Source organism: Pseudomonas cerasi, assembly GCF_027983475.1.
Taxonomy (GTDB): domain Bacteria; phylum Pseudomonadota; class Gammaproteobacteria; order Pseudomonadales; family Pseudomonadaceae; genus Aquipseudomonas; species Aquipseudomonas cerasi.
The window spans coordinates 333,200-357,056 of sequence record NZ_JAQJVM010000002.1; the positions used below are offsets into that span (position 1 = coordinate 333,200).

At 60.7% G+C, this 23,857-nt stretch carries 20 protein-coding genes and 1 pseudogene; 8 read left to right on the plus strand and 13 right to left on the minus strand.

The features are described 5' to 3' along the window. Positions 1–322 precede the first annotated feature (322 nt). From PI739_RS10605 to PI739_RS10625, 5 genes are read right to left on the minus strand one after another with little or no spacing between them, the layout of a single operon-like run. Positions 323–2,356, minus strand: coding sequence for an LTA synthase family protein (locus PI739_RS10605; RefSeq protein WP_060708045.1), 2,034 nt, complete (start codon positions 2,354–2,356; stop codon positions 323–325). Between the two features lie 10 nt (positions 2,357–2,366). After that, the gene (locus PI739_RS10610; protein WP_054080903.1) at positions 2,367–2,987 is read right to left on the minus strand and encodes a hypothetical protein; all 621 of its coding nucleotides are present in this window, start codon (positions 2,985–2,987) and stop codon (positions 2,367–2,369) included. Further along, the gene (locus PI739_RS10615; RefSeq protein ID WP_058397073.1) at positions 2,984–4,282 is read right to left on the minus strand and encodes a sialidase family protein; all 1,299 of its coding nucleotides are present in this window, start codon (positions 4,280–4,282) and stop codon (positions 2,984–2,986) included. The genes PI739_RS10610 and PI739_RS10615 overlap by 4 nt, the downstream gene beginning before the upstream one ends. Positions 4,283–4,320: 38 nt before the next feature. Next, entirely contained in the window at positions 4,321–4,866 is a 546-nt protein-coding gene (locus PI739_RS10620) for a cytochrome b/b6 domain-containing protein (protein ID WP_054080901.1), read from the minus strand. Next, positions 4,866–5,129, minus strand: a complete 264-nt coding sequence (locus PI739_RS10625; RefSeq protein WP_003349279.1) for a PepSY domain-containing protein — start codon at positions 5,127–5,129, stop codon at positions 4,866–4,868. Before PI739_RS10625 ends, PI739_RS10620 begins: the two co-directional genes overlap by 1 nt. 166 nt (positions 5,130–5,295) lie before the next feature. On the opposite strand from PI739_RS10625, the gene PI739_RS10630 reads away from it, so the two are divergent. Both PI739_RS10630 and PI739_RS10635 read left to right on the plus strand, forming a co-directional pair. Continuing rightward, positions 5,296–5,958 (plus strand): response regulator, encoded by a 663-nt coding sequence (locus PI739_RS10630; protein WP_003349281.1) that lies wholly within the window; start codon positions 5,296–5,298, stop codon positions 5,956–5,958. Then, the gene (locus PI739_RS10635; protein WP_003434638.1) at positions 5,955–7,328 is read left to right on the plus strand and encodes a sensor histidine kinase; all 1,374 of its coding nucleotides are present in this window, start codon (positions 5,955–5,957) and stop codon (positions 7,326–7,328) included. The genes PI739_RS10630 and PI739_RS10635 overlap by 4 nt, the downstream gene beginning before the upstream one ends. A 12-nt stretch (positions 7,329–7,340) precedes the next feature. Here the strand turns inward: PI739_RS10635 and amaA are convergent, their stop codons facing one another. Beyond that, a complete protein-coding gene (amaA, locus tag PI739_RS10640; protein WP_003434635.1) occupies positions 7,341–8,627 on the minus strand; it encodes an L-pipecolate oxidase in 1,287 nt (428 codons plus the stop codon). A 42-nt stretch (positions 8,628–8,669) separates the two neighbouring features. Continuing rightward, complete coding sequence (amaB, locus tag PI739_RS10645; protein ID WP_054080900.1) at positions 8,670–10,160, minus strand: L-piperidine-6-carboxylate dehydrogenase; 1,491 nt, start codon at positions 10,158–10,160, stop codon at positions 8,670–8,672. 253 nt (positions 10,161–10,413) lie between these two features. Between amaB and PI739_RS10650 the strand changes: the two genes are divergently transcribed. The 4 genes from PI739_RS10650 to PI739_RS10665 all read left to right on the plus strand — a co-directional run bounded on the left by PI739_RS10650 (position 10,414) and on the right by PI739_RS10665 (position 15,158). Further along, entirely contained in the window at positions 10,414–11,661 is a 1,248-nt protein-coding gene (locus PI739_RS10650) for a 2-aminoadipate transaminase (protein WP_054080899.1), read from the plus strand. 23 nt (positions 11,662–11,684) lie between these two features. Next, entirely contained in the window at positions 11,685–13,076 is a 1,392-nt protein-coding gene (gene hglS, locus PI739_RS10655) for a 2-oxoadipate dioxygenase/decarboxylase HglS (RefSeq protein WP_054080898.1), read from the plus strand. Between the two features lie 387 nt (positions 13,077–13,463). Beyond that, complete coding sequence (locus PI739_RS10660; protein WP_129484940.1) at positions 13,464–13,769, plus strand: hypothetical protein; 306 nt, start codon at positions 13,464–13,466, stop codon at positions 13,767–13,769. Positions 13,770–13,829: 60 nt separating this feature from the next. Further along, positions 13,830–15,158: a DUF3100 domain-containing protein gene (locus PI739_RS10665; protein WP_003434622.1), complete on the plus strand. Its 1,329-nt coding sequence runs from the start codon at positions 13,830–13,832 to the stop codon at positions 15,156–15,158. Positions 15,159–15,183: 25 nt separating this feature from the next. Here PI739_RS10665 and PI739_RS10670 read toward each other — a convergent pair whose 3' ends face one another. Further along, positions 15,184–16,095 (minus strand): LysR substrate-binding domain-containing protein, encoded by a 912-nt coding sequence (locus PI739_RS10670; RefSeq protein WP_003314779.1) that lies wholly within the window; start codon positions 16,093–16,095, stop codon positions 15,184–15,186. A gap of 129 nt (positions 16,096–16,224) precedes the next feature. Between PI739_RS10670 and PI739_RS10675 the strand changes: the two genes are divergently transcribed. Next, positions 16,225–17,601 (plus strand): L-serine ammonia-lyase, encoded by a 1,377-nt coding sequence (locus tag PI739_RS10675; RefSeq protein ID WP_003369966.1) that lies wholly within the window; start codon positions 16,225–16,227, stop codon positions 17,599–17,601. Between the two features lie 13 nt (positions 17,602–17,614). On the opposite strand, the gene PI739_RS10680 is transcribed toward PI739_RS10675, so the two are convergent. Together PI739_RS10680 and PI739_RS10685 are read right to left on the minus strand one after the other, a co-directional pair. Next, positions 17,615–18,256: a LysE family translocator gene (locus PI739_RS10680; RefSeq protein ID WP_003434619.1), complete on the minus strand. Its 642-nt coding sequence runs from the start codon at positions 18,254–18,256 to the stop codon at positions 17,615–17,617. A gap of 6 nt (positions 18,257–18,262) precedes the next feature. Further along, positions 18,263–19,046 (minus strand): annotated as a pseudogene (locus PI739_RS10685) (YqcI/YcgG family protein). A gap of 151 nt (positions 19,047–19,197) precedes the next feature. Here PI739_RS10685 and PI739_RS10690 point away from each other — a divergent pair. Next, the gene (locus PI739_RS10690) at positions 19,198–20,124 is read left to right on the plus strand and encodes a LysR family transcriptional regulator (protein ID WP_032609679.1); all 927 of its coding nucleotides are present in this window, start codon (positions 19,198–19,200) and stop codon (positions 20,122–20,124) included. 124 nt (positions 20,125–20,248) lie between these two features. Here the strand turns inward: PI739_RS10690 and PI739_RS10695 are convergent, their stop codons facing one another. Genes PI739_RS10695 through PI739_RS10705 form a run of 3 tightly spaced genes read right to left on the minus strand, consistent with a single transcriptional unit; the run spans position 20,249 to position 23,822 of the window. Beyond that, positions 20,249–21,406 (minus strand): M20 aminoacylase family protein, encoded by a 1,158-nt coding sequence (locus PI739_RS10695; RefSeq protein WP_054080897.1) that lies wholly within the window; start codon positions 21,404–21,406, stop codon positions 20,249–20,251. 4 nt (positions 21,407–21,410) lie between these two features. Beyond that, on the minus strand, positions 21,411–22,928 hold the full coding sequence (locus tag PI739_RS10700) for an aldehyde dehydrogenase family protein (RefSeq protein ID WP_096107482.1): 1,518 nt from the start codon (positions 22,926–22,928) through the stop codon (positions 21,411–21,413). Positions 22,929–22,931: 3 nt separating this feature from the next. Beyond that, entirely contained in the window at positions 22,932–23,822 is an 891-nt protein-coding gene (locus tag PI739_RS10705) for an NAD(P)-dependent oxidoreductase (RefSeq protein ID WP_003434614.1), read from the minus strand. Between the last annotated feature and the right edge of the window lie 35 nt (positions 23,823–23,857).

Here is a 23,857-nt window from a genome sequence, read left to right on the forward strand (position 1 = left end):
AAAAAACGCATCCGAGCGAAAACAGGCCGCCAAAATACAGATTCAGAGCAAAATCTGACAGTTTTTTCATGTGTTTGCGATGAAATACCGCAATCCATAAAGATAAAAGCCAGCGTGACAGGACGACGGTTTACAACTCCCCGCAAAATACGCGCTCAACTAACCAAGATAGTCGAAAACCGAGCCCTATATGCGTTTCGTGCGTGCGTGGTTCACAGGCGCAAGCACTTTAACATCATCCAATAAATATGCCATCCTCAGGCAAGCCGCTGACTCGACCAGCGGCTTGCGTAGCAACGCTGACAAAGGCCGGTTCGCTTCGTCAACGCACGTTCTGATACAGCATCATTCGCGAGGTTTCATGCAGACCGCGGGTGAGGTCGCGCAGCCGTTCGAACTCTTGCGGGTTCTTTTCGGCGACGTTGTCCAGCGGCGTGGGTGAAGACAGGTCATGGAGCGTTGGCGAACTGCCGTCGTGCTCCATTTGCAGCAGGTAGTTGCGCGTGACACCGCCGATCAGCGGGAACGTACCTTCGCGCAGTACCAGCGGCACCACACGTTCACCTTCCGGAGCCGCTTGCTGAATGTCACGACCCATGGTGCCGCTGGTGAAGTCCATTCCGGCCATCCCCGCCAGTGTCGGCAGCAGGTCGGCGAGACCGACCGCTTCGTCGACAACGCGTGTGCCCAGCAGGCCGGGGGCGTGAATCAACAGCGGAACGTTGTTGCTCTCCAGGCCCAGTTGCTCGAACGCCGGCGCCATGTGTGGGATCTGGCTGATGCGCGTGTTGTGATCGCCAAACAGCACGAAGATGGTGTTTTCGTAGTAACCGCCCGCCTTGGCCAGTTCCATCAACCGTCCAATGTTGAAATCCAGCAGGCGCACGGCGTTGTACTGCTCCACGCTGCGCGAACCGGCGGCCTGGACCTGCTCCACGGTCTTGTCGCTGACCTGAAAACCATCGTTGTCCTTCGGAATGGTAAACGGCCGGTGATTGCCCGCAGTCTGCACATAGGCAAAGAACGGTTTGTCGGCTGGCAACGCACGCAGGATCCGGTCGCTCTCCTTGAACAGATCCAGGTCGGAAATCCCCCAGACATCCACCTGCGGTGACTTCCAGTCGCGCTCGTCGTACAGCCGTACGTCGTTGATACTGCGACGGATCAAGGCGTTCATGTTGGCCCAGCCGGAATTGCCACCAATCATGTACAGCTTCTCGTACCCCTTGAAGTCATTGATGATGGTGTTTTGCCGTGTGAGCAGCGGATGGCGCGTGGCGGTCTCCTGCCGTGTCACGTCGGGAACACCGGTGATGCTCGCCCAGACCGTTTTCGCAGTGCCGGTCACCGGTACGTAAAAGTGTTTGAAGAACCAGCTTTGGGTGGCCAGATGGTCCAGGTTTGGCGTCGGGTTCAACGGGTTACCGTAGGCACCGACAGCACTGGTGCCCAGCGATTCGAGCATGACGAACATGACATTCGGCGGCCGCTCGCCCGGCAGCCGGTAGGGCTGCACGGTCTGGTGACGCTTGAAACTCAATCCCTGTACATCTGGCTGCCGGACGCCCAGATAACGCGCGACCCGCTCATAATGCTTGCGCACCTCGGGTTCGTCGAAGTTCGACTGGGAGACCTTGAGCGTGTCGTACAGGAACAGCGCCGGGTTGAGCCCCAGTGCCGCCACCTGGCTGTTGCCTGAGAAGAATGCATCGCTCCAGCGCAACGGTACCGGGTTTTCCAGATTGAGATTCTCGACCCGGCCCAGCAGGCCGAGGAAGGTTGCACAGACCATCAGCGCCGAACCCCAGACCGCGGACCCGCGTTTGATCGGTCTGGCCTCACGGTCCAGGGTGGCACGTTCAAGCCTGATCAATGCCCAGCCGAGCACTGCGACAGTGAGCAGCCAGCCGACAGTGATCCAGAATACTGGATAAGTCTGCCAAAGCATGTCCCGGGAAATCTGCGCATCCTCCAGATAGCGCAGCACGCTGGCGTTGAGCCTGACCCCGAGATAGGCGTAATGGCCGAAGTCGACGATGTAAATCATTGTCAGAATCGCCAGCGCCACGATCAGATAGCCCCGCGCCAGCCAGCGCAGGGCACGCACGCTGATCAGGTTACAACCCGGCATCCAGAGCAGCACCGCGACCGGCAGCAGTATCAGCAGCGCCAGGCGCAGGTCGAAGCGCAAGCCGATGCCGAGCGTCTTTGCGACCTCGCCATGCGTGAACAGCGTGCCCGGTTCGATACCGGAAAACCCGTAGAAGAACACGCCCCTCAGCAACGCCGACAGCAGGAACACCACCATGACCGCGCCCAGCCAATAATGCAGGCGTCGCGATTGCAACCAACTCATCGTCATTCCTCTAGACATTGCCGACAGACAGAGCCGCCGGACGGCGCGTCTCCATTGTGCGGCGATAAACAAACCGGACAGCCAGGACCAGCAAGGCCCCACAGCAGTAAAGGCCAAGCAGCGGGTCGATCAGGTAATCCCAATAATTTTCCGATGGCTTGATGCGGAAAGTGAAGGCCAGCGTCGCTGCGCTGAGCATCACGACGGCCAGCGCATTGCGCATAAAGACCAGCCCCAGCGCGATGACAGCGACAACCATGATCATCGGCCGCGGGTTGTAGCCCCAGCGGTACGGATCGAAATACGTCAGGCCCAGCGTGGCCGGGTACAAAGTCAGTGCCAGCGCAGCGAACACCAACAGCATCAGCCCGCGCCTGGACACTGCCATCGGCCTGAGCACACCCAGTCGCTGCAGGGTCAGCCAGCCCAGCAGCACCAGGCTGCTGATGGCCAGGTCATCGGTCAGGCTGCGGGCATAGGACGCCATCGACAGCCCGTCGATCGAGATCACACTCACTAGCGAGACGGCAGCCAGCAGGCCGCAGCGCCACCATAACGATGCGGTCAAGGGCGCCAACAGCACAAACAGGGTCCAGGCAAATGCCAGATGAGCCAATCCCAACGCGATCATAAAAGTTGCTCCGCCAGCCAGGCCTCGTTGAAGCTGACATGCTTGATGAAGGTGTTATTCCATGAGTAGACCAAGTGATACAGGCCGTCCGGGCTGCGGATGAAGTACGGGTATTCGTATTCGAAGTCGCAGCCCTGGGGCGAGCAGACGCGCTGGTCCAGATTGCTCAGAAACGCCTCTTCCATCGGTTGACGCAGGGCGCCACTGGAACTGCGGAAGCCCTCGCCGATCACCTCCTTGTATGCTTCGAGGGTAAACGGTGTGCCCAGCGGATCGGGCGACTTGTCGAAATCCATCAGTGGCCTCCAGACGTTCATCTCCTCGTCAGTACCGTACAGACTGAGTTTAAAGCGCCCCTCGCGCAGGTCGTTGAGCGCCACGAGCAGCCCCTTGCCTGGCACACCGACCGCAGCCAGCGAAGAATTGGGGTTGCTCGGGGTCAACGGATACGGCTCGCTCCAGCTCTGCCCGCCGTCTTCGGTGCGGCTGGCCAGCACCCGGTGGAACGTCTCACCGGCATAGCGCAACAAGGCCACGGCGCGCTGCCCGTCCAAAGGCACGACGGTGGGCTGCAGGGAATTGTTGCCACGGCTGATGCGAAACTTGTCGATCACTTCACCGTCGGCGCTCAGGTACAGGTATTCGGCAAACTTGCCGAGAAACTCATGATAGACCGGCAGGCCGATCGAACCGTCGGCATGAAACACCGGCGCGCCGCGCACCAGCGTACTGATGTTCAGAAACGGGGTTGTCACCAGTTGCCACGGCGGCGACCAGCTGGAGCCCATGTCGCTGGAGACCATGGCGTTGACCGTACTGCCCGCCCAGCCGCCGACCGAGACTGAAACGTAGAACAGCCACAGGCGATTGTCCGGAGCCAGGGCGATCACCGGATTGCCCAGTTTGCGGATGTATTTACCAGTGCCCGACTGGGTGGAATCACGGGTTGCCAGCACCTGCTCGCCGCCCCACTCACCACTGGCCGCGTCGAAGCGCGAGGTGCGTATTTCAACGTCGCCCGCGCCCTCGCGAGAACCGGCGAACCACACCGACATCAGGTCGCCGCCGGGCAATGCCGTCACGGCCGAGGAATGCACGAAGTCGTCCAGATCGGAAGACGCGAAACGCGAAATGTAGGACGCCTTGGGCGCCACGCTTTCAGCGCCAACCGGCGCGGGGCTGAGCGCGAACGGCGCAATACGGTGCTGTGGATGGCTGAGCCACGCACTGAGAAAAATCGCCACAACAATCAGGCCTGCGCTCCATGCAGCCAGGTTTCGGGAAATAACACGCATCGGGAGGCATCACTGTAAAGAGGAACAAAGGTGTGGTTTCAGCGATGGCGATCTTCGGGCAACGGGCGTCGCTTGCCTGTCAGCATCGACAAGGGCAGGTTGTCACGCACCTGAACGCTTTCGAAGATGGCGGCGGCCATGTGCAGCACCACCAAGGCACACAAAGTGTTGGCGAGAATTTCGTGGATGTCCTGCGGCCAGTCGACGCCCCACAGGGCATCGACTTCTTCCATCAGAAAACCGGTCAGGCCCATGCCGAAGATCAGCACCATCATGAGTACCATGACCAACGCGCCGAGCGGGGAATGGCCGAGCCGATGCATCGGCCGCCGGTCGATCAGCGAGCGGATGTGCGCACGCAGGCGCGCCGGATGTGGCCAGAAATCGCTCCAGCGTGCGCTGCGCGGCCCGATGAATCCCCACACCACGCGCACCGCCAGCCAGGCAACCGCGTAATAGCCCAGCCAGATGTGCCAGTCGCCACCTGCTTCATTGAAGAAATAATTGGCAACGAAGACACCCGCGATCGAGACGTGAAACAGCCTGACCAGCGGGTCCCACAGGCGCAGGGAAACACGGCTCATTACTTGGTCTCGGTCTTCACCGCTTTACCCGTCACCGGATCGTGATAGATCTCGACCTTGCGCTTGTCCTTGTCGAAACCATAGATTTCGTAGCAGTTGCCGTCAGTCACCTTGAACTTGCTGATCTCGTAACCCTGAGCCTTGAGCTGCTCCTGGAATTTGGCCTGATCCTGCCATTGGGATTTGTCAGCCGTGGTGCATTGCGGGCCGGCAAGTGCCAGCGGGCTGGCCAGACACAAGGAAATCAGCAGGACTTTACGCATGACAGATACTCGCAAGCAGTTAAGGAGCGCCTACTGTGCGAAACGAATCTTAGGAAAAGCTTAATACGTAATAGCTCGTAACATCTTCCCGGACACACGGCACTTCGCGCTGCTGCCTGCTGACGGCATCATGGCGCCCTTCCCCACACTCACCGGTCAAAGCCCTATGCGCCTGCTTCTCGTCGAGGATGATCGAGCCATTGGTCAAGGCATTCGCGTGGCCCTGAATACCGAGGGCTATACCCTCGACTGGCTGGAGGACGGGCTGAGCGCGCTGCACGCCCTGCGCAGCGAGCCATTCGACCTGTTGCTGCTCGACCTTGGACTGCCGCGCATGGATGGCCTGGACCTGCTGCGCCAGTTGCGCGCCGAAGCACTTACCTTGCCGGTGCTGATCCTGACCGCACGCGACGGGACTGCCGACCGTATTGCCGGTCTGGATGCCGGCGCGGACGACTACCTGATCAAGCCATTCGACGTCGATGAACTGAAAGCCCGGGTCCGCGCCCTGCTCAGGCGCAGCCAGGGCCGTGCGCAACCGCTGCTGGAACACGCCGGCATCAGCCTCGACCCGGCGTCGCAACAGGTCAGTTTTCAGGGCAGCGAAGTACCGATGACGCCGATGGAATACCAGTTGCTGCATCAACTGATGATCCGTCCCGGCAAGGTGGTCACCCGCGAGCGCTTGTCCAATACCCTGTACGGCTGGCAGGACAAGGTCGAAAGCAACACGCTGGAGGTGCTGATTCACAACCTGCGCAAGAAACTGTCCACCGAGCTGATCCGCACCGTGCGCGGTGTCGGCTACCTGCTGGAGCTCAAGGCATGACCTCGGTACGCGCGCGTATTCTGATCCCGGTACTGATGCTGTTGCTGCTCGGCGACCTGACGATCAGCCTGCTCGCCCTGCGCGACAGCCATCACGAAATCGAAGAAGTCTACGATGCACAACTGGCCCAGAGCGCGCGTCTGCTGCAGGGTGTGCTACGTCAGCGCGCAGCGGGTGAGCAGGATCTCGACAAGCTGTATCAGGCGTTCGATCAGGCCATGAGCCGGGTTGGCACCAGCGGCGTGGCCCACCCCTACGAAACCCGGCTGACCTTTCAGGTCTGGCGTACCTCGGGCGAGCTGCTGGTGCGCTCGGCCGAAGCCCCGCTGCTCAGCGCACCTCCCGCAACCGAAGGCTCCCACGACTTAGTCGAAAACGGACACGAGTGGTGCGGCTTTCTCCTCGCCGATCCACAGCAGGGTTTTCTGATCTGGGTGGGTGAGCGCGATGACGTACGCCAAGACCTGATTCAGCGCATTGTCAGTCACACGCTGTGGCCGGCGCTGATCGGTGTGCCGCTGCTGGTGGTCGCGATCTGGCTGGCCATCGGCTGGGGCCTGCGCCCGCTGCAATCAATGGCCAGAGTTATCCGCAAGCGCGATGCCGAGAGCCTGGAACCGCTTGATGTAACGCCCCTGCCCAAAGAACTGGAGCCCATGCAGTACGCGCTCAACCGCCTGCTGACCCAGATCGAAAGTGTGCTGGAACGCGAGCGACGTTTCATCGCTGACGCGGCCCACGAATTGCGCACGCCGCTGACCATCCTGCGTATCCACGCGCAGAACGCGCGCCAGGCCGAAACCCCGGAGCAACGCCTGGAAGCGCTGGACTTTCTCGTGCATGGCGTCGACCGCGCCGCCCGCCTGGCCAGTCAGCTATTGACCATGGCACGCCTGGAACCGCGCCTTGAAGTCAGTCAGTTACAGACCTTCGAGCTGAACACGCTGGTACGCGAGGAAATGGCCGAACTCACGCCGCTGGCACTGGAGAAGCGTGTCGATCTGGTATTTGAAGAAGGCGAGGATTGCGTGATCCGCAGCGACCCGGCAGCCATCACCATTGCCCTGCAGAACCTGCTGACCAATGCGCTGAATTTCGCCCCGACCGCCAGCGAGATTCGCGTTGCCCTGCACGCCCAGGAAGATGGCAGCGCGCACCTGTCGGTCGAAGACGCTGGGCCTGGTATCGACGAACAGCAGAAGGCGCGCCTGTTCGAACGCTTCTACAGCCAGGGTCACAGCAACGGCGCAGGACTGGGGCTGGCGATCGTCGACATGATCGTGCGCAAACTGGAAAGCAGCCTGCACCTGCGCAACTCGGCGCAGGGCGGACTGTGTGCAGAGCTGCGCATCAAGAGCAGGACGAGCTGAACCCTGCTCGGCTCAAAGCACCACGCGCAGGCATTGCCCGGCGTGATACAGGGTGAAACCCGCGTCGTAGGCCAGGCTGCGCAGCGAACTGCCCGAAACCTTTTTACCGCTTGAAAAGCTCACCGGCAGCGCAGCCGCGTCGTTGCTCAGCAGGTAATCGGCAAAGCATTTGCCCACCAGTGTCCCGGTGGTCACCCCCCGGCCATTGAAACCGGTCGCCGCCAGCAAGCCTGGCGCAGGTTCGAAGAGGCGCAGCAAGTGGTCCGGCGTAAAGCCGATGCGCCCGGTCCAGGTGCTCTGCCACTCGACCCGGCCCAGTTGCGGAAAGTAATGCTGCTGGACGCGATCCGCCCACTGACGAATGAACCACAGCGGATAATTGCCGGCGTTACCCAGGCTGCCCAGCAGCAGGCGCCCATGAGCGTCGCGACGAATATTGCTGAGCACCGTGCGCGTGTCCCACGAACCCTGCCCGCCGCGCAGAATCTGCGCCTGCTCGGCACCGCTGAGTGGCTGCGAAGCGACCTGATAGTAATAGCCAGCGAAGATGTGATCCTTGATGTCGGTCCACTCGCCCTCGGTGTAGGCATTGGACGCGATGATTACTTTCTCGGCGCGCACACTGCCCGCAGCAGTAGAGACCTTCCAGCCATCAGCGGTGCGTTGCAAGCCGTTGACAGGAGAATCACCGAATACTTGCCCACCCTGCGCTACCACGTTAAGCGCCATGCCCGAGACATAAGCCATCGGGTTCACCGTGCCTGCGCGATGATCGAGCAAGGCGCCGCTGACCTTGTCGGTGCCACAGGCGTCTTCGCAGGGTTTGCCGGTCAGCAATTCAACGTTGGCACCACGCCGTTGCCACTGTGCGGCACGGCTGCGCAGATCAGCCAGACCCTTGGCGTTGTGCGCCATGTGCAGGTTGCCGGTGCGAGTGTCCTGACAATCGATGCGGTACTTGTCGATGGTCGCGAACACCAGTGCCGGCGCCGCGCCCAACGCGCCATTCAATCGGCTGGCCTCGACACTGCCCAGTACCTTGTCCAGTTGATCAGGCGCCACCCAGGTCCCGGCATTCACCAAACCGACGTTGCGTCCGGAACCGCCATGCCCGACCTGATGCGCTTCGACCACGCACACCGACTTGCCGCCTTCCAGCAAGCGCAACGCCGCCGACAGACCGGTGAACCCGGCGCCGATGATGCACACGTCGGCGCTCCGCTCACCGCTCAGGGCCGGGCTGACCGGACGTTGCGGAGTCAATTGTTCCCACAGACAGCCTTCAGCAAACTGCACCATCGAAAAGCTCCAGCAATGTCGGCAATAAGCGCCCGGTTCACATCAGTCGAAAACGATGCCCTGAGCCAGCGGCAACTCGCGGGAGTAGTTGACGGTATTAGTCTGCCGGCGCATGTAGGCGCGCCACGAATCGGAGCCGGACTCGCGCCCCCCACCGGTTTCCTTCTCGCCACCAAATGCCCCGCCGATTTCCGCACCGCTGGTGCCGATATTGACGTTGGCAATACCGCAATCGCTGCCCGCGGCACTCTGGAAAGCCTCGGCCTCACGCAGGTCGGTAGTGAAAATGCACGACGACAGGCCCTGCGGCACTTCGTTGTTAAGGCGCAAGGCCTCTTCGAAGTCGTCGTAAACCAGCACGTAGAGAATCGGCGCGAAGGTTTCGTGACGCACGACTTCGCTCTGGCCAGGCATTTCGGCAATGGCCGGCGTGACGTAGTAGCCGTTCGGGTATTTGTCCTGCAACTGACGCTCGCCACCAAACACTTGACCGCCTTCGTCGCGGGCCTTGGTCAGCGCGTTCTGCATGGCCGAAAACGCTTGCTGGTCGATCAGCGGGCCGATCAGATTGCCTTCGCGCGGATCACCGACGCGCACCTTGGCGTAGGCTGCCTTGACGCGGGCGACCACTTCGTCCTTGATTGAGCGGTGCACAATCAGGCGGCGCAACGTGGTGCAACGCTGACCGGCGGTGCCTACCGCACTGAACAGAATGCCGCGCACGGCCAGGTCCAGATCGGCGCTCGGGGCCAGAATCATCGCGTTGTTGCCGCCCAGCTCCAGAATGCTGCGCCCGAAACGGGCGGCGACACGCGGCCCGACTTCACGGCCCATGCGGGTGCTGCCGGTGGCGCTGATCAGTGGCACGCGAGGGTCGTCGACCAGCGCTTCACCGGCGTCACGATCACCGATCACCAGTTGCGCCAGTGCTGCCGGCGCATCACCGAAAATCTTCAGCGCCTTGTCGAACAGCGCCTGACAGGCCAGTGCCGTCAGCGGAGTCTTTTCCGAAGGCTTCCAGATCACCGGGTTGCCGCAGACCAGCGCCAGCGTGGTGTTCCAGGCCCAGACCGCAACCGGAAAGTTGAACGCGCTGATCACGCCGACCACACCCAGCGGGTGCCAGGTTTCGCGCATGTGATGACCGGGACGCTCGGAGGCGATGGTCAGGCCGTACAACTGACGCGACAGACCGACGGCAAAGTCGCAGATGTCGATCATTTCCTGCACTTCACCCAGACCTTCCTGAGTGATCTTGCCGGCCTCGACCGACACCAGTTCGCCCAGATCAGCCTTGTGCTCACGCAGCACTTCACCAAAGATCCGCACCAGCTCGCCACGCCGTGGCGCAGGTACTGTGCGCCACTTTAGAAACGCATTGTGGGCGCTGTCGATACGCGCCACGACCTGTGCCTTGTCTTCAAGCGTGACCGAGGCAATCCGGCTGCCATCAATCGGGGTGTAAACCGGATAGTCCCCTTGTGTGTGGGCACTGTTCGCTACGCCCAGACGTGCTAATAACTCGGCAACCATGTTGATTCTCCTGTCATGAACCCGGTGGAAATCATCGATGACCTCAGTATCAAGCTACTCAGGGTCGGGCTACAAACGACGTTTTTGAAAAACATGATTCCTTTTAGGAATGAACTCCTGATCGTTAATAGCCATAAAAGCCCTTACATCGGGAATTATTGGAATGACCCGGTGATTTTATTTCGTTTGCGAGCGCGGCCCGATGTTTGTTTGGATAAGGCCATCATGATCACCCGGAGTCAGGGCCAGGCCGATGAGCGAACACATCAGCGAATCCATTTCGTTTGTCCACAACATGACGCTTTCCCACGGCCGCAACGCCGAAGTCTGGGACACCACCGGCAAGCGCTATATCGACTTTGTCGGCGGCATCGGGGTGCTCAATCTGGGGCACTGCAACCCGCAGGTGGTCACGGCAATTCAGGATCAGGCGGCAAAGCTGACCCACTATTGCTTTAACGCCACGCCTCATGACCCGTATATCCGCTTCATGCAGCAGCTCACGCAGTTCGTACCGGTCAGTTACCCCCTCAGCGGCATGCTCACCAACAGCGGTGCGGAAGCGGCCGAAAATGCGCTGAAGATCGTACGCGGCGCCACCGGCCGCACGGCGGTCATCGCCTTTGACGGCGGCTTTCATGGCCGAACGCTGGCGACCCTGAACCTCAACGGCAAGGTAGCGCCCTATAAACAGAAAGTCGGCGTGCTGCCCGGTCCGGTCTTTCACATTCCGTTCCCCAGCAAGGACAACGGCGTGTCCACCGAGCAGGCGCTCAAGGCCATGGACCGGCTGTTCAGCGTCGAGATCGACGTCAACGACGTGGGCTGCATCATCTTCGAACCGGTTCAGGGCGAAGGCGGTTTTCTGGCCATGCAGCCGGACTTTGCCCAGGCACTGCGAGCGTTCTGCGATAAACACGGCATCGTGCTGATCGCCGATGAAATCCAGTCCGGCTTCGGCCGTACCGGGCAGCGTTTTGCGTTCAGTCGTCTGGGCATCGAGCCGGATCTGATTCTGCTGGGCAAAAGCATTGCGGGCGGCATCCCGCTGGGCGCGGTGGTAGGTCGCAGGCAGTTGCTGGACAACCTGCCCAAGGGCGGCCTGGGCGGCACGTATTCCGGTAACCCGATCGGCTGCGCAGCGGGCCTCGCGTCACTGGCGCAGATGACCGATGCCAACCTGTCCAGCTGGGGCGAGCAGCAGGAGCACGCTATCGTTTCACGCTATGAAGCCTGGCGGACGAGCAAACTGTCGCCGTATCTGGGCAGGCTGACCGGTGTCGGCTGCATGCGCGGTATCGAACTGATCACGCCGGAGGGCGAGCCCGGCACCCGACAGCTCGCCGAGCTGCTGAGCTTGGCCAGGGACGCCGGGCTGCTGCTGATGCCCAGCGGCAAGTCGCGGCACATCATCCGCCTGCTGATCCCGCTGACCATCGAGCCCGACGTGCTGCACGAAGGGCTGGATATTTTCGAGCGCTGCCTGGCAGCGCTGGCTTGAACCCGTACGGAGAAAACACCCTGATGAGCACAGCACGCTTTGCCGACCCGGACCAGATCCGCGCGGGCTTTTCTCGCGCCATGTCGCAGATGTACAAGCACGAAGTGCCGCTGTACGGCACGCTGATGGCGCTGGTGAGTGAAGTCAACGAACAGGTCATGAACCATGACAGCAGCGTGCTGGACAGTTTGCGCCAGACCGGTGAAATCCAGCGCCTGGATATGGAACGGCACGGTGCAATCCGCGTCGGCACGGCACAGGAACTGGCCACCCTCGCCCGCCTGTTCGCGGTCATGGGCATGCAGCCGGTGGGTTACTACGACCTGAGCGCGGCCGGCGTGCCGGTTCACTCCACCGCCTTTCGCGCCGTGCATGAGCAGGCGCTGCAGGTCAGTCCGTTTCGCGTGTTCACCTCGTTGCTGCGTCTGGAACTGATCGAAAGCGACAGCCTGCGTGAGTTCGCCGGTCAGGTGCTGGGCAAACGCAGTATCTTCACGCCCGGCGCCCTAGCGTTGATCGACAAGCATGAAGCAGACGGCGGCTTGAGCGAAACCGATGCGGCCGAGTTCATTCAGCAGGCGCTGGAAACCTTTCGCTGGCACAACATGGCGACCGTTTCGCTGGACGACTACCAGAAGCTGAACACTCAGCATCGCCTGATCGCCGATGTGGTGGCGTTTCGAGGTCCGCACATCAACCACCTGACGCCACGCACGCTGGACATTGATGCGGTTCAGGCCGGTATGCCCGGCAAAGGCATCACACCCAAGGCGGTGGTCGAGGGGCCGCCACGTCGCCAGTGCCCGATTCTGCTGCGCCAGACCAGCTTCAAGGCGCTGGAAGAACCGATTGCCTTCATGGGCCAGGGTGGCAGTCAGTCGGGTAGCCACTCGGCACGCTTCGGCGAGATCGAACAGCGTGGCGCTGCACTGACCCCCAAAGGTCGCGAGCTGTATGACCGGCTGCTGAACGAGGCCCGAGACGCGCTGGGTGAGTTCCCCAATGAGGCGAATGCCCTGCGCTATGCCGAGCTGCTGGAAAACACGTTCGAGGCGTTTCCGGACAGCCACGCTGAAATGCGCAGGCAGGGCCTGGCCTACTTCCGCTATTTCCCGACCGAATCAGGTATTGCCGAGCGTGCATCCGGCAGTCTGGAGCAGCTTGTCGAAGCAGGTCACGTGCGCTTCGAGCCACTGGTGTACGAAGACTTTTTGCCGGTCAGTGCGGCGGGCATTTTCCAGTCCAACCTGGGCGATAACGCACAGGCGCACTACGCGACGAATTCGAATCAGCAGGATTTCGAGCAGGCACTGGGACGCGGGACGCTCAACGAACTGGACCTGTATGCCGACACCCAGCGGCGCTCACTGGAGGAATGCGCCAGGGCGCTGGAACTGAGCAGTCCCGCCTACTGATTAGTGAGAGCGACAGGGGCTGCACGATAGTTGAATTATCCGTACACACCGACGCGGGACGTCAGCACGAAGTTGAGATTATCGTTCCTCACGCTCCAGCGTGGGAATGCAGTTCACGACGCTCTGCGTCGCCAAGAGGACGCGGAGCGTCCGGAGCTGCATGACGACGCGGAGCGTCGCACGATAATCGGATTGTCCGTGCATATCGACGCAGAGCTTCGGCACGGAGTTGAGACTATCGTTCCTCACGCTCCGCGTGGGAATGCAGGTCTCGACGCTCTGCGTCGCCAAGAGGACGCGGAGCGTCGGCACGATAGCCAACATCGTCTTCGCGAACGAGTTCGCTCCTACGGCCTTCGGCCAGAATCAAAAGCGGACTTGTGCATAATGATGAGCGCTCTGCGTCACATTCCCTTAGCGTTCTGCGTTCTGTTTAAAGCAACGATAAATAAAATTCGCAATATTGGTGTGCAACCTCGTGCTATGCATACTGCGGTTGCGTGTGGACAGCAAAGTGCCGTATTCAAAGGCTCATCCCTTCAAATAGCGCACCCGGTGATCCCCTTGCAAAGGCTCGAAGCAGCCTGGGTCTGGATCACATTCAGACCTCATAAAAATACCTGGCCGGATAACGGTCTCCATGACTTCATGGACTTTTCAACGCTGCCCTGGCGCTTCACCGCGCCGACCTGAAAAACAGAATAACGATTGATAAGGCCTGAAAAAGGCCATTCAGCAGGCAAGGGGATCATCATGCAAAACTCACACGCTGCAGTGTCGGGTGACAATCAGGCCGTTTCATCGACGGTGAAACTGTATGTCTGGGCCGCCATTATCCTCATCATTGCCGAAATGATCGGTGCCATCAGTATCCCGCTGGGCCCCGGCAAAGTGGTGCTGTTACCGATGGTCTGGGCGCTGCTGCTGGGCGCGATGATCGGCCTTGCCAGTCGCCGTATGCCAGGCACCATTGGTATCGACCACGGTACGCAATTGCGCTCGGCCTCCATCCTGCAACCTGCCCTGCTGATTTTCATCGCCAAGCTCGGCCTGGTGGTCGGCGGCTCGCTGCCGGTGGTGTTCGCTTCCGGATGGGCGCTGATGTTTCAGGAGTTCGGCCACTTCGTCGGCACCGTGGTGCTCGGTCTGCCGGTGGCGTTGATGCTCGGTATCAAGCGCGAAGCCATCGGTGCGACCTTCTCGGTCGGCCGTGAACCAAGCCTGGCAATCATCGGCGAACGCTATGGCATGGACTCTCCGGAGGGTCGCGGTGTATTGGCCGAATACCTGACGGGCACCCTGTTCGGCGCGCTGTTCATTGCGATTGTCGCCGGGTTTATCGCCAGCCTGGGGATCTTCCATCCCAACTCGCTGGCGATGGGCTCAGGCATCGGCTCGGGCAGCATGATGGCCGCCGCTGCCGGGGCGATTGCCGCGCAACAGACACCAGAAGTCGCCAAGGAAGTCATGACTCTGGCGGCAGCCTCGAACCTGATCACCACCACCATCGGCACCTACTTCACCCTGTTCATCTCCCTGCCACTGGCGGTCTGGGGCTACCGTGTGCTCGAGCCGCTGATCGGCCGCACCACCAAGGCGTCCATGAGCGAGGAAGGTCTGCGCCACAGCGACGTGTCGCTGGAGGTGCCGGAGCTGGGCTGGTCGGGCAAGATCAGTGCCTGGCTGGCGGCGGGTGCACTGGCGCTGATTGCCAACTATGTCGGCTACAAGACCCTGTCAGCCGATGCCCTCACCGGTATGGGCATCATGATTTTCTGCGCCTTCGCGGGTGAGGTGCTGTGCAACCTGCTTCGCCGCAAGATCCCCGCGGTGTGCATGGTGTCGCTGGTAGCAATGTTCCTGACCTCGCCGGCCTGCCCCTGGGCCGCCGAGATTGCGCGAGTCACCAGCTCGATCAACCTGCTGGCGGTCATTACCCCGATGCTGACCTTCGCCGGCCTGTCGATTGCCAAGGACCTCCCGGCCTTCCGCCGCCTGGGCTGGCGGATTGTGCTGGTGTCGTTCCTGGCCAACTTCGGTACGTTCATTGGCGCGGTATTGATCGCCGAGCTGTTTCATTGATTCGCACCGAATGATTCGGATCGAATCAGCCCAGCGCCTCGTTCACCAGCCAGTCATGCACTGCGCGACGTGACGGGGTGCTGAGCGCCCCTTCGCGATAGGCCAGCACGTATTTCTTTCTGGCCTTTATCGGATGGCCGAACGGCACGATCAGCAAGCCCTGCTCCAGCTCATCGGTGATCAGCGCCTTGCGTGCAATGGCCACGCCCATACCCATACGCGCGGCGTCGATGGTCAGATGATTACGATTGAACGTGTGGCCGCGACGCACGTCGATGCCATCGGCACCGATGGCCGTCAGGTAGAACTCCCACTCCGCATATTCATAGCTGCCGCGCCAGGCGGTGATGTCGTGCAGCAACGGGAAGTGCACCAGCTGACTGGGCGTATCCAGCGGCGGCTTGCCCACCAGCAGGTCTGGCGAGCAGACCGCAAACAGCTCCTCCTCCAGCAAGGGCGTAGTCGACAACCCCGGATAGCTGCCGTCGTTCAGGTCGATGGCCAGATCGAAATCGTCATCACGCAACGACCCGCTGCTGTCCTCGGCAATGATCCGCAACTGGATGTCCGGAAACGCTGCCTGCAAGCGTGGCAGGCGCGGCATCAGCCATTTGCTCAGGAATGATGGAATGCAGCGCAGCTTGAACACCCCGCCGATACGCCCGGAATACAGCAGGCGCAGTTCTTCGCTGATACGGCTCTGCACTTCGTTGGCGACCACCGCCAGACGCTGACCTTCCGCGGTCAGCTCAAGCCCGCGCCCGACCCGGTGAAACAGCGCAAAGCCCAGGCGCTCCTCGAGCTGGCGCATCTGCTGACTGATCGCGCCGGGGGTGACGTGCAATTCTTCCGCGCAGCGGGTGAAGGACAGGTGACGGGCCGCGCAGGCGAACACCTGTAGCCAGGCGTGCATCTGTGCGTTGAAGATTCTGCTCATTGAAGAGTTCCGCTAAAGCGTTGCATAGCAACAATCGTTTGTCGTTTCGACAGCCGAAGCCAAAGATGAGTAACAGAAAAAGGGGAATACCAAATTCCCGTGCATCATCTCACCTGAAGGACCTTCGTGATGGCTATCAGCGTCTTCGACATGTTCAAAATCGGCATCGGGCCGTCCAGTTCCCACACCGTAGGGCCAATGCGCGCCGGTGCGCTGTTCGTGACCGAGCTGCGCAACCACAACCGGTTGCACAGCGTAGAACGGATCGAGGTGCGATTGTACGGTTCTCTGTCGGCCACGGGCATCGGTCACGGCAGCGATCGCGCAACAGTCATGGGCCTGATGGGTGAGTGGCCGGATCAGATCGACCCTAGCCAGGTCAACCAGCGCATCGACGCACTGCGTGCCGATAACCAGCTGATGCTGGCGGGCGAACAGGCCATCACCTTCGTCTGGGAGCGGGACATGTGCCTGCTCGATGAAAGCCTCCCCTACCACCCCAACGGCATGACCCTGTGTGCCTACGGCAAGAACGGCGAACTTTACGAGCAGACCTACTATTCGGTGGGCGGCGGTTTTGTGATCGACGCCGAACAGGCCGCCAGCGGCGTGCTGGACAACGACACAACCGTCCTGCCCTATGATTTTTTCAGCGGCGCGCAGTTGCTCAAGCTGTGCAAGACCCACGGCATGAGCATTTCCGAACTGATGATGGCCAACGAGAAGGTCTGGCGCAGCGAGGAAGAAATCCGCGAGAAGATCATGGTGATCTGGGCCGCGATGCGCGCCTGCGTCGACAAGGGCCTGGTGGAAACCGGCATCCTGCCCGGTGGCCTGAACGTGCGGCGGCGTGCCTACCGCCTGCATCAGAACCTGCAGAACCTCGATAACCCCAACGTGATCGGCTCGACGCTGAGCGCCATGGAATGGGTCAACCTTTTCGCCCTCGCGGTCAACGAAGAAAACGCCGCAGGCGGGCGCATGGTGACGGCGCCCACCAACGGCGCGGCTGGCATCGTGCCCGCCGTGCTGCACTACTTCATGAAATTCAAACCCACGGCCAATGACGATGACGTGGTGCGCTTTTTCCTGAGCGCCGCTGCGGTCGGCATTCTGTGCAAGAAAAACGCCTCGATTTCCGGTGCCGAAGTCGGTTGTCAGGGTGAGGTAGGATCGGCCTGCGCGATGGCCGCCGCCGGTCTGGCAGAGATCCTCGGCGCAACGCCCGAGCAGGTGGAGAACGCTGCCGAGATTGGCCTGGAGCATAATCTGGGGCTGACCTGCGATCCTGTCGGCGGGCTGGTGCAGATCCCCTGCATCGAGCGCAACGCGATTGCTGCCGTGAAGGCCATCAATGCCGCCCAGATGGCCCTGCGCGGCGACGGCGAGCATCACATCTCGCTGGACCACGCCATCCGCACCATGCGCGACACCGGCGCCGACATGCACGACAAATACAAGGAAACCTCACGCGGCGGCCTGGCGGTCAACCTGATCGAGTGCTGATGGGCGCAGGCGTTTACTGATTCAACAGTGTCGAGCCCGAATAGAGGATCCCGCCCAGCGCGATCAGCAGCAAGGTCACGCTGGAGGCGACTTCGATCTTGCGCTTGTACTTCAAGGCCAGTTTCTGGCGCATCAGGAAGATATAGGCGAACAGGATAGACAGATCAATGATGATCCACAGCAACGACAACAAGGCGATGCTGCCCTTGAACGATTCGGTGACGTGAATGAACTGCGGGAAAAACGAGACGAAGAAGATGATGTCCTTCGGATTGGAAATTCCGACCAGAAAACCGGTCACCAGCCCGCTGTGCCTGCTATGCGCAGGCATCGGCGCTGGCGCTGTTTCAGGCCGCGACGGGGCGTAACGCAACGCCTGTTCCAGCGCCTGCACCGACAGGTAAGCGATGAAGAAACAGCCCACCAGGCTGATCCAGTTGAGCATGCTTACGCTCACCGACAGTGTTCCCGTCAGAATCAATGCCGCGACCAACACCAGCACCAGTGACGCCCAGTTGGTGCCCAGCGCCGTCAACATCGCGCGTTTCGGCCCGCACGCCAGGCTGGTGTTGACGATCAGTGCCACCACCGGACCAGGGGTGATGATCAGCATGAACACGCTGAACATGTAGATCAGCAGCAACGATATATCCATGGGTACTCAACGCTCGTTCAAATGGTCAGTCTTGTCGACTTTGATGTGCAGAGGACAACGGGACAGTGAAAGCCCGCCTTCTTCATACAGTTGATATTGCTTCCATTCCAGGCTGCTACGGTCGCCGAAAAAACCCAGCGTGTCGGGTACCACGCCGTTGTTGTAATCGGCGATTCGCTGGCGAATCTTTTCCCTGACCTTGCGACCACTTTCCGTCTCGGCGCTTGCCACCTCGTCAAAGTTCTCCCGAGGGTTGACCACAAACACAATGTGCCCACCCAGCGAACGGCTTTTCATCGCGCTGTGACGGGGGAAAGCTCATGTTGATGAACATCGGCAGTCCGGCGAAGTGATAGGTCCACTCGAACACTTCAGGGTCTGTGCAGGCGTTGGCCGGCCAGGGTGATCGGTCACCTTCATGTAAATGTTGCAGGGTGGCCCAGGCATAGGCCTGTTCTTCGGCCAGGCTGTTGAAATCGGTTTTCTCGAAAATGACAATCAACGGGTTGAACAGGCGATCTTCAAGTGGTGTGTCATTAACGAACTTCACGTACGCTTCCATGCCGTCACGTAGCGCTTGTTGCTCATTCTCACAGGGGATGAACAGCAGCAGACAACTTCCGGACTTGTTGGCACGGCGTCCAAACAGACAAGGGAAGCCCTTGTCACTCAGCACCTGCTCGAACTGCCTGTAAGCCTGAACCCGCCAGCCCATTTCCAGGGCGGTGTCACTTTCCAGCAAATGTCTTACAACAGATTGGCGCAACAGCTTTTCGGACTTGGGCAGCATATTCCCTCACGCACGCAGCAGATAAGAACACCGCCTTATTGTTTGATTTTTACGACAGTGGACGAGCCGGCGATTCTGACCGGAGACGCGTGCGCGGAAAAATGGAAAAAGGTGTAACCTACTATGACAAATAATCATGGTTAGTTATCACATGACTGAACGTATACCGCCTCTTTACGCGCTGAGAGCCTTTGAAGTAGCGGCCCGATCATGCTCATTTACGCGTGCTGCGCAGGAGCTATCTCTTACCCAGAGTGCCATCAGCCGTCATATTCGTACCCTGGAAGAAACCCTTGGCTGTCGATTGTTCGAGCGCAATGGCCCGCGGCTTTCGCTCAGTGACGAGGGCCGGAGGCTGTCCAGCCAGCTCAAGATCGGCTTCCGGATTATCGAGGACGCTTGCCAGCCCTTCCGGGGTCAGGGCGCGAATCTGCGCCTCAAATCACCGTCCACCCTGACCATGCGCTGGCTGCTGCACGCGCTGGAGTCCTTCAAAAAGCCTGCGCCCGCCCTGCCGGTTCAGCTGTCCAGCGTGTGGATGGACTTTGATAGCGTGGACTTCTATTCGGAGCCTTTCGACTGCGCGATTCTGCTGGGCAATGGCAACTTTGGTGCCGAGGTGGAAACCTGCAAGCTGTTCGATGAGTGGCTGATCCCGATCTGCTCGGCAGACACGTTAGGCGACCAGCCGTGGGGAACAGAGAGGCTGCAGGCCGCTGAACTTATCCATCCGTCCAGCGACCGCCGCGACTGGCGGCGCTGGCTGAACCGGATGGACCTCTCCGGTCAGGTGACGTTGAGCAAAGGCAAGGTGTTCGACACGCTTGATCAGGGCATTACCGCCGCGGTCAGAGGGCACGGTGTGTCGATTGGCGATCTGTTTCTAGTCGCTGATGACCTGAACGAAGGCCAGGTTTTTCTGCCGTTCAACTCGGCGGTTGGCACCGGAGATGCCTATTACCTGGTCTGGCTGCAGGACAGCTTCAAGCGCCAGCGAGTACTGGAACTGCGCGACCACCTGCTGACCTGCCTGCCGGACATATCCGGTATTGCAGTGGAATTGCTCGCGGCACCTTGACGGAGTCCGTTCCCGGTGGGAGTGAGCTTGCTCACGAAGAGGCCAGTAAATCCCATAAAAAAGGGCGTCTGGACCATTGCTTTCGTGAGCAAGCTCACTCCTACGACATATGTATGCGAGCCATTCAACTCAGCGGCAAACACTGCTCCACCAGCGAGGTCCAGACCGCAACGCCGGGCTCAATCACTTGGTCGTTGAAGTCGTAGTACGGATTGTGCAACGCCGCCGACGGCTTCTCGCCGTCGACGCCCATCCAGATGTAGGCACCCGGACAGGCATGCAGCATGAAGGCGAAGTCTTCGGAGGCCATCGACGGGTTGCAGCCCCACTGCACGTTGGCCTCGCCCACTGCAGCGACCGCTGCACGACGGATCGTGGCTGCTGCTTCGACGTGGTTTTCGGTCACCGGGTAGCCGACGTTGTAAACCAGTTCGCCGCGCACGCCGAAGGCCGTCGGCAAACGCTCGACGAACTCGCCGATCAGTCGCTGGACCTTTTCCCGCACAGGGGTTTGCAGGCAACGCACGGTGCCACGCAGCGTGGCGGTTTCCGGGATCACGTTGATCGCCTCACCGGCATTGAACTGAGTGATGCTGACCACCGCCGAGTCGAGCGGTGACAGGCGCCGGGAGACAATGGTTTGCAGCCCCAGCACCAGCTCGGCTGCGGCCACGATCGGATCATTGCCCTTGTCCGGCATGGCCGCGTGGCTGCCCTTGCCGGTCAGGGTGATTTCAAAGGTGTCGAGCGAGGCCATCATCGGACCCGGATTGATCACAACCTTGCCCGCAGGCACACCCGGCCAGTTGTGCAGGCCGTAGATGGCTTCCATCGGAAAGCGCTCGAACAGCCTGTCTTCGATCATTCGCTGTGCGCCGCCGAGGTTCTCTTCGGCAGGCTGGAAGACGAAATGCACTGTGCCGCGAAAGCGGCGAGTCTCGGCCAGATGCCTGGCGGTGGCCAGCAGGATCGCGGTGTGGCCATCGTGACCGCAGGCGTGCATGCAGCCCTTGTGGGTCGACTTGTGAACGCTGTCGCCCAGCTCCTGAATCGGCAAGGCATCCATGTCGGCACGCAGGCCGATGGTCGGCCCGTCACCATTACGCAGGGTGCCAACCACGCCAGTGCCGCCCAGACCTCGGTGGATCTCGATGCCGAAACCGCTCAGCAACTCAGCCACCTTGTCAGAGGTTTTCAGCTCCTGGAACCCCAGTTCCGGCGCGGCGTGGAGGGTGCGGCGCCACACGGTGGCTTCGTCAATCAACGTCTTTGAAATGGACATGTGCTTACTCCAGACTCGCGCCATAGCCAAAGCTGGCGGCTGGCTTGGCGGCGGTTTCGACCCAGACGCTTTTCACTTCACTGTACTCGCGCAGGGCATCCAGACCGGAAGACCGGCCATAACCACTCTCACCATAGCCGCCGAACGGCGAACTGACGTGAATCGTCTTGTAACCGTTGACCCAGAAGGTCCCCGCTCGCACTTGCTTTGCAACGCGGTGAGCGCGGCCGACATCACGGGTCCAGACACCACCGGCCAGACCGAAACGACTGTCGTTGGCGATGCGGATCGCGTCCTCTTCGTCCTTGAATGGAATCGCCACTACCACCGGGCCGAAGATTTCTTCCTGCGCGCAATACAGCGCGTTGGTGCCCGCCAGAACGGTCGGGTTGATGTAGTAACCGGGCTTTTCCGGGATCGGATCAGCGTGCTCGCCCACCAGTTTTGCGCCGTCCTTGAGCGCCTGCTCGACCATGTTTTTCACATGACTGTATTGCTTGGCGTTGTTGATCGGGCCGATCTGGGTTTCCGGATCGCTCGGGTCACCGACCTTGAACTGCGTCGCAGCCACCGCCAGGGCATTGGTGAACTTCTCGAAGATCGACTCCTGCACCAACAGGCGCGAACCGGAAACACAGCTCTGCCCGGCACCGGAGAAGATCGCAGCCTGGGCACCGCGCAAGGCGACTTCCAGGTCGGCATCGTCGAACACGATATTGGCCGACTTGCCGCCCAGTTCCAGCACCGCAGGAATGCAACGCTGCGCCGCTGCCACAGCGATATGCCGGCCAGTGGCGGGTGAGCCGACGAACACCACCTTGCGAATGTCAGCCTTGGCAATGAACGCCTGGCCGATGGAATGACCGAAACCGGCAATCACGTTGACCAGCCCTTTCGGCACGCCGGCACGCTCGATCAGCACGCCGACCATCAGCGAGCTGAGCGGGGTCAGTTCCGACGGTTTGAGAATGACCGCGTTGCCCGCTGCAATCGCCGGGGCGATCTGCCAGCCGCAGGTGAAGATCGGCGCATTCCAGGGCGTAATCTGCAACACCGTGCCCAGTGGTTCGTAGGTCACATAGTTCAGGTGCGTGGTCGGCACCGGGATGATGTCGCCGTGCAGCTTGTCCGCCCAACCGGCGTAATACTCGAACATCTCGGCCACTTTGAGCACTTCGACACGCGCATCGCGGATCGGCTTGTTGGCGGTCAGGGATTCAATCTGAGCGAGGTTTTCCAGCTCGTCACGAATCAGATTGCCCACCTGATACATGGCGCGGCCACGCGCCTGAGCGGTCAGTGCCCACCATTGTTGTTGTGCAGCCCTGGCGGCCTTGTCGGCCACTTCGACCAACGACTCGTCGGCATCCGGGAAACTCAGCAACAGGCTGTCGTCGTGGGCATTGCGCACTTCGACGGGCGCGCCGTGACCTTCGATGAACTGGCCGCCTACGTAGCTGGCGATGACACTGCGATCGCCCCAGTAAGGACGCATCAGTTCGAGGATTTTTGCAGTGCTCATCGCTTATTCTCCATGACCGTAAAGTTTGCCATCGGTGCGTTGCACGATGGCGCAGAAGTCTTCATTGTCCGCCAGGGTTTCACTGCTGGCCTGCCACAATTGTGCGACGACGCGCGACAGCGGCAGGTCCATGTCCAGGCTGTCCGCCAGATCGCTGGCCAGGCCAACGTCCTTGCGCATCAGGCCCATGGTGAAACCCGAGTCATAGGCCTTGTTGAGTACCCAGGTCGGGAACATCACTTGCGTGGCACCGCTGCGTCCGGAACCGGCATTCAGGCCCTGCAGAAGTTTTTCCGGATCGACACCTGCACGCGCGGCCATCGCCACGGCTTCGGCAGTGCTGATCAGGTGACAGGCGGCGAGCATGTTGTTGGCGATCTTGGCGACATTGCCTGCGCCACATTGCCCGACGTGCACGCGTGTCCCGCTCATGCCTTCCAGGATTGGCATGGCGCGCGCCAGGTCGGCGTCCTCGGCACCGATGACCATCGACATGGTGCCGGTGGCTGCGCCTTTCGGGCCGCCAGACACCGGCGCGTCGATGAACGCGATACCGTTCTTCGCCAGTTCGGTGGCGACCTTGCGGCTCATTTCCGGCGTTGAAGTCGTGGTATCGACGACGATAAGGCCCTTGCGACCCACCTCGTTGATGCCACCCTCGCCGAGGCACACCGATTCCACATGCTCGGCCTTGGGCAGCGAGAGGATCAGAATGTCCACGCCTTGAATCAGTTGCGTGCGATCGGCAACCGGCTTGACGCCCTTGCTTTCGGCCTGGGCCAGTGCGGCCTGCGACAGGTCGAAGCCGCTGACATCAAAGCCCTTGCCCGCCAGCGTCGCAGCCATGCCGCCGCCCATGTTGCCCAATCCGATCACACCTGCTTTCAAAGTCATGTCTGCATCCCGATCAAAGATTTTGTACGAATTAG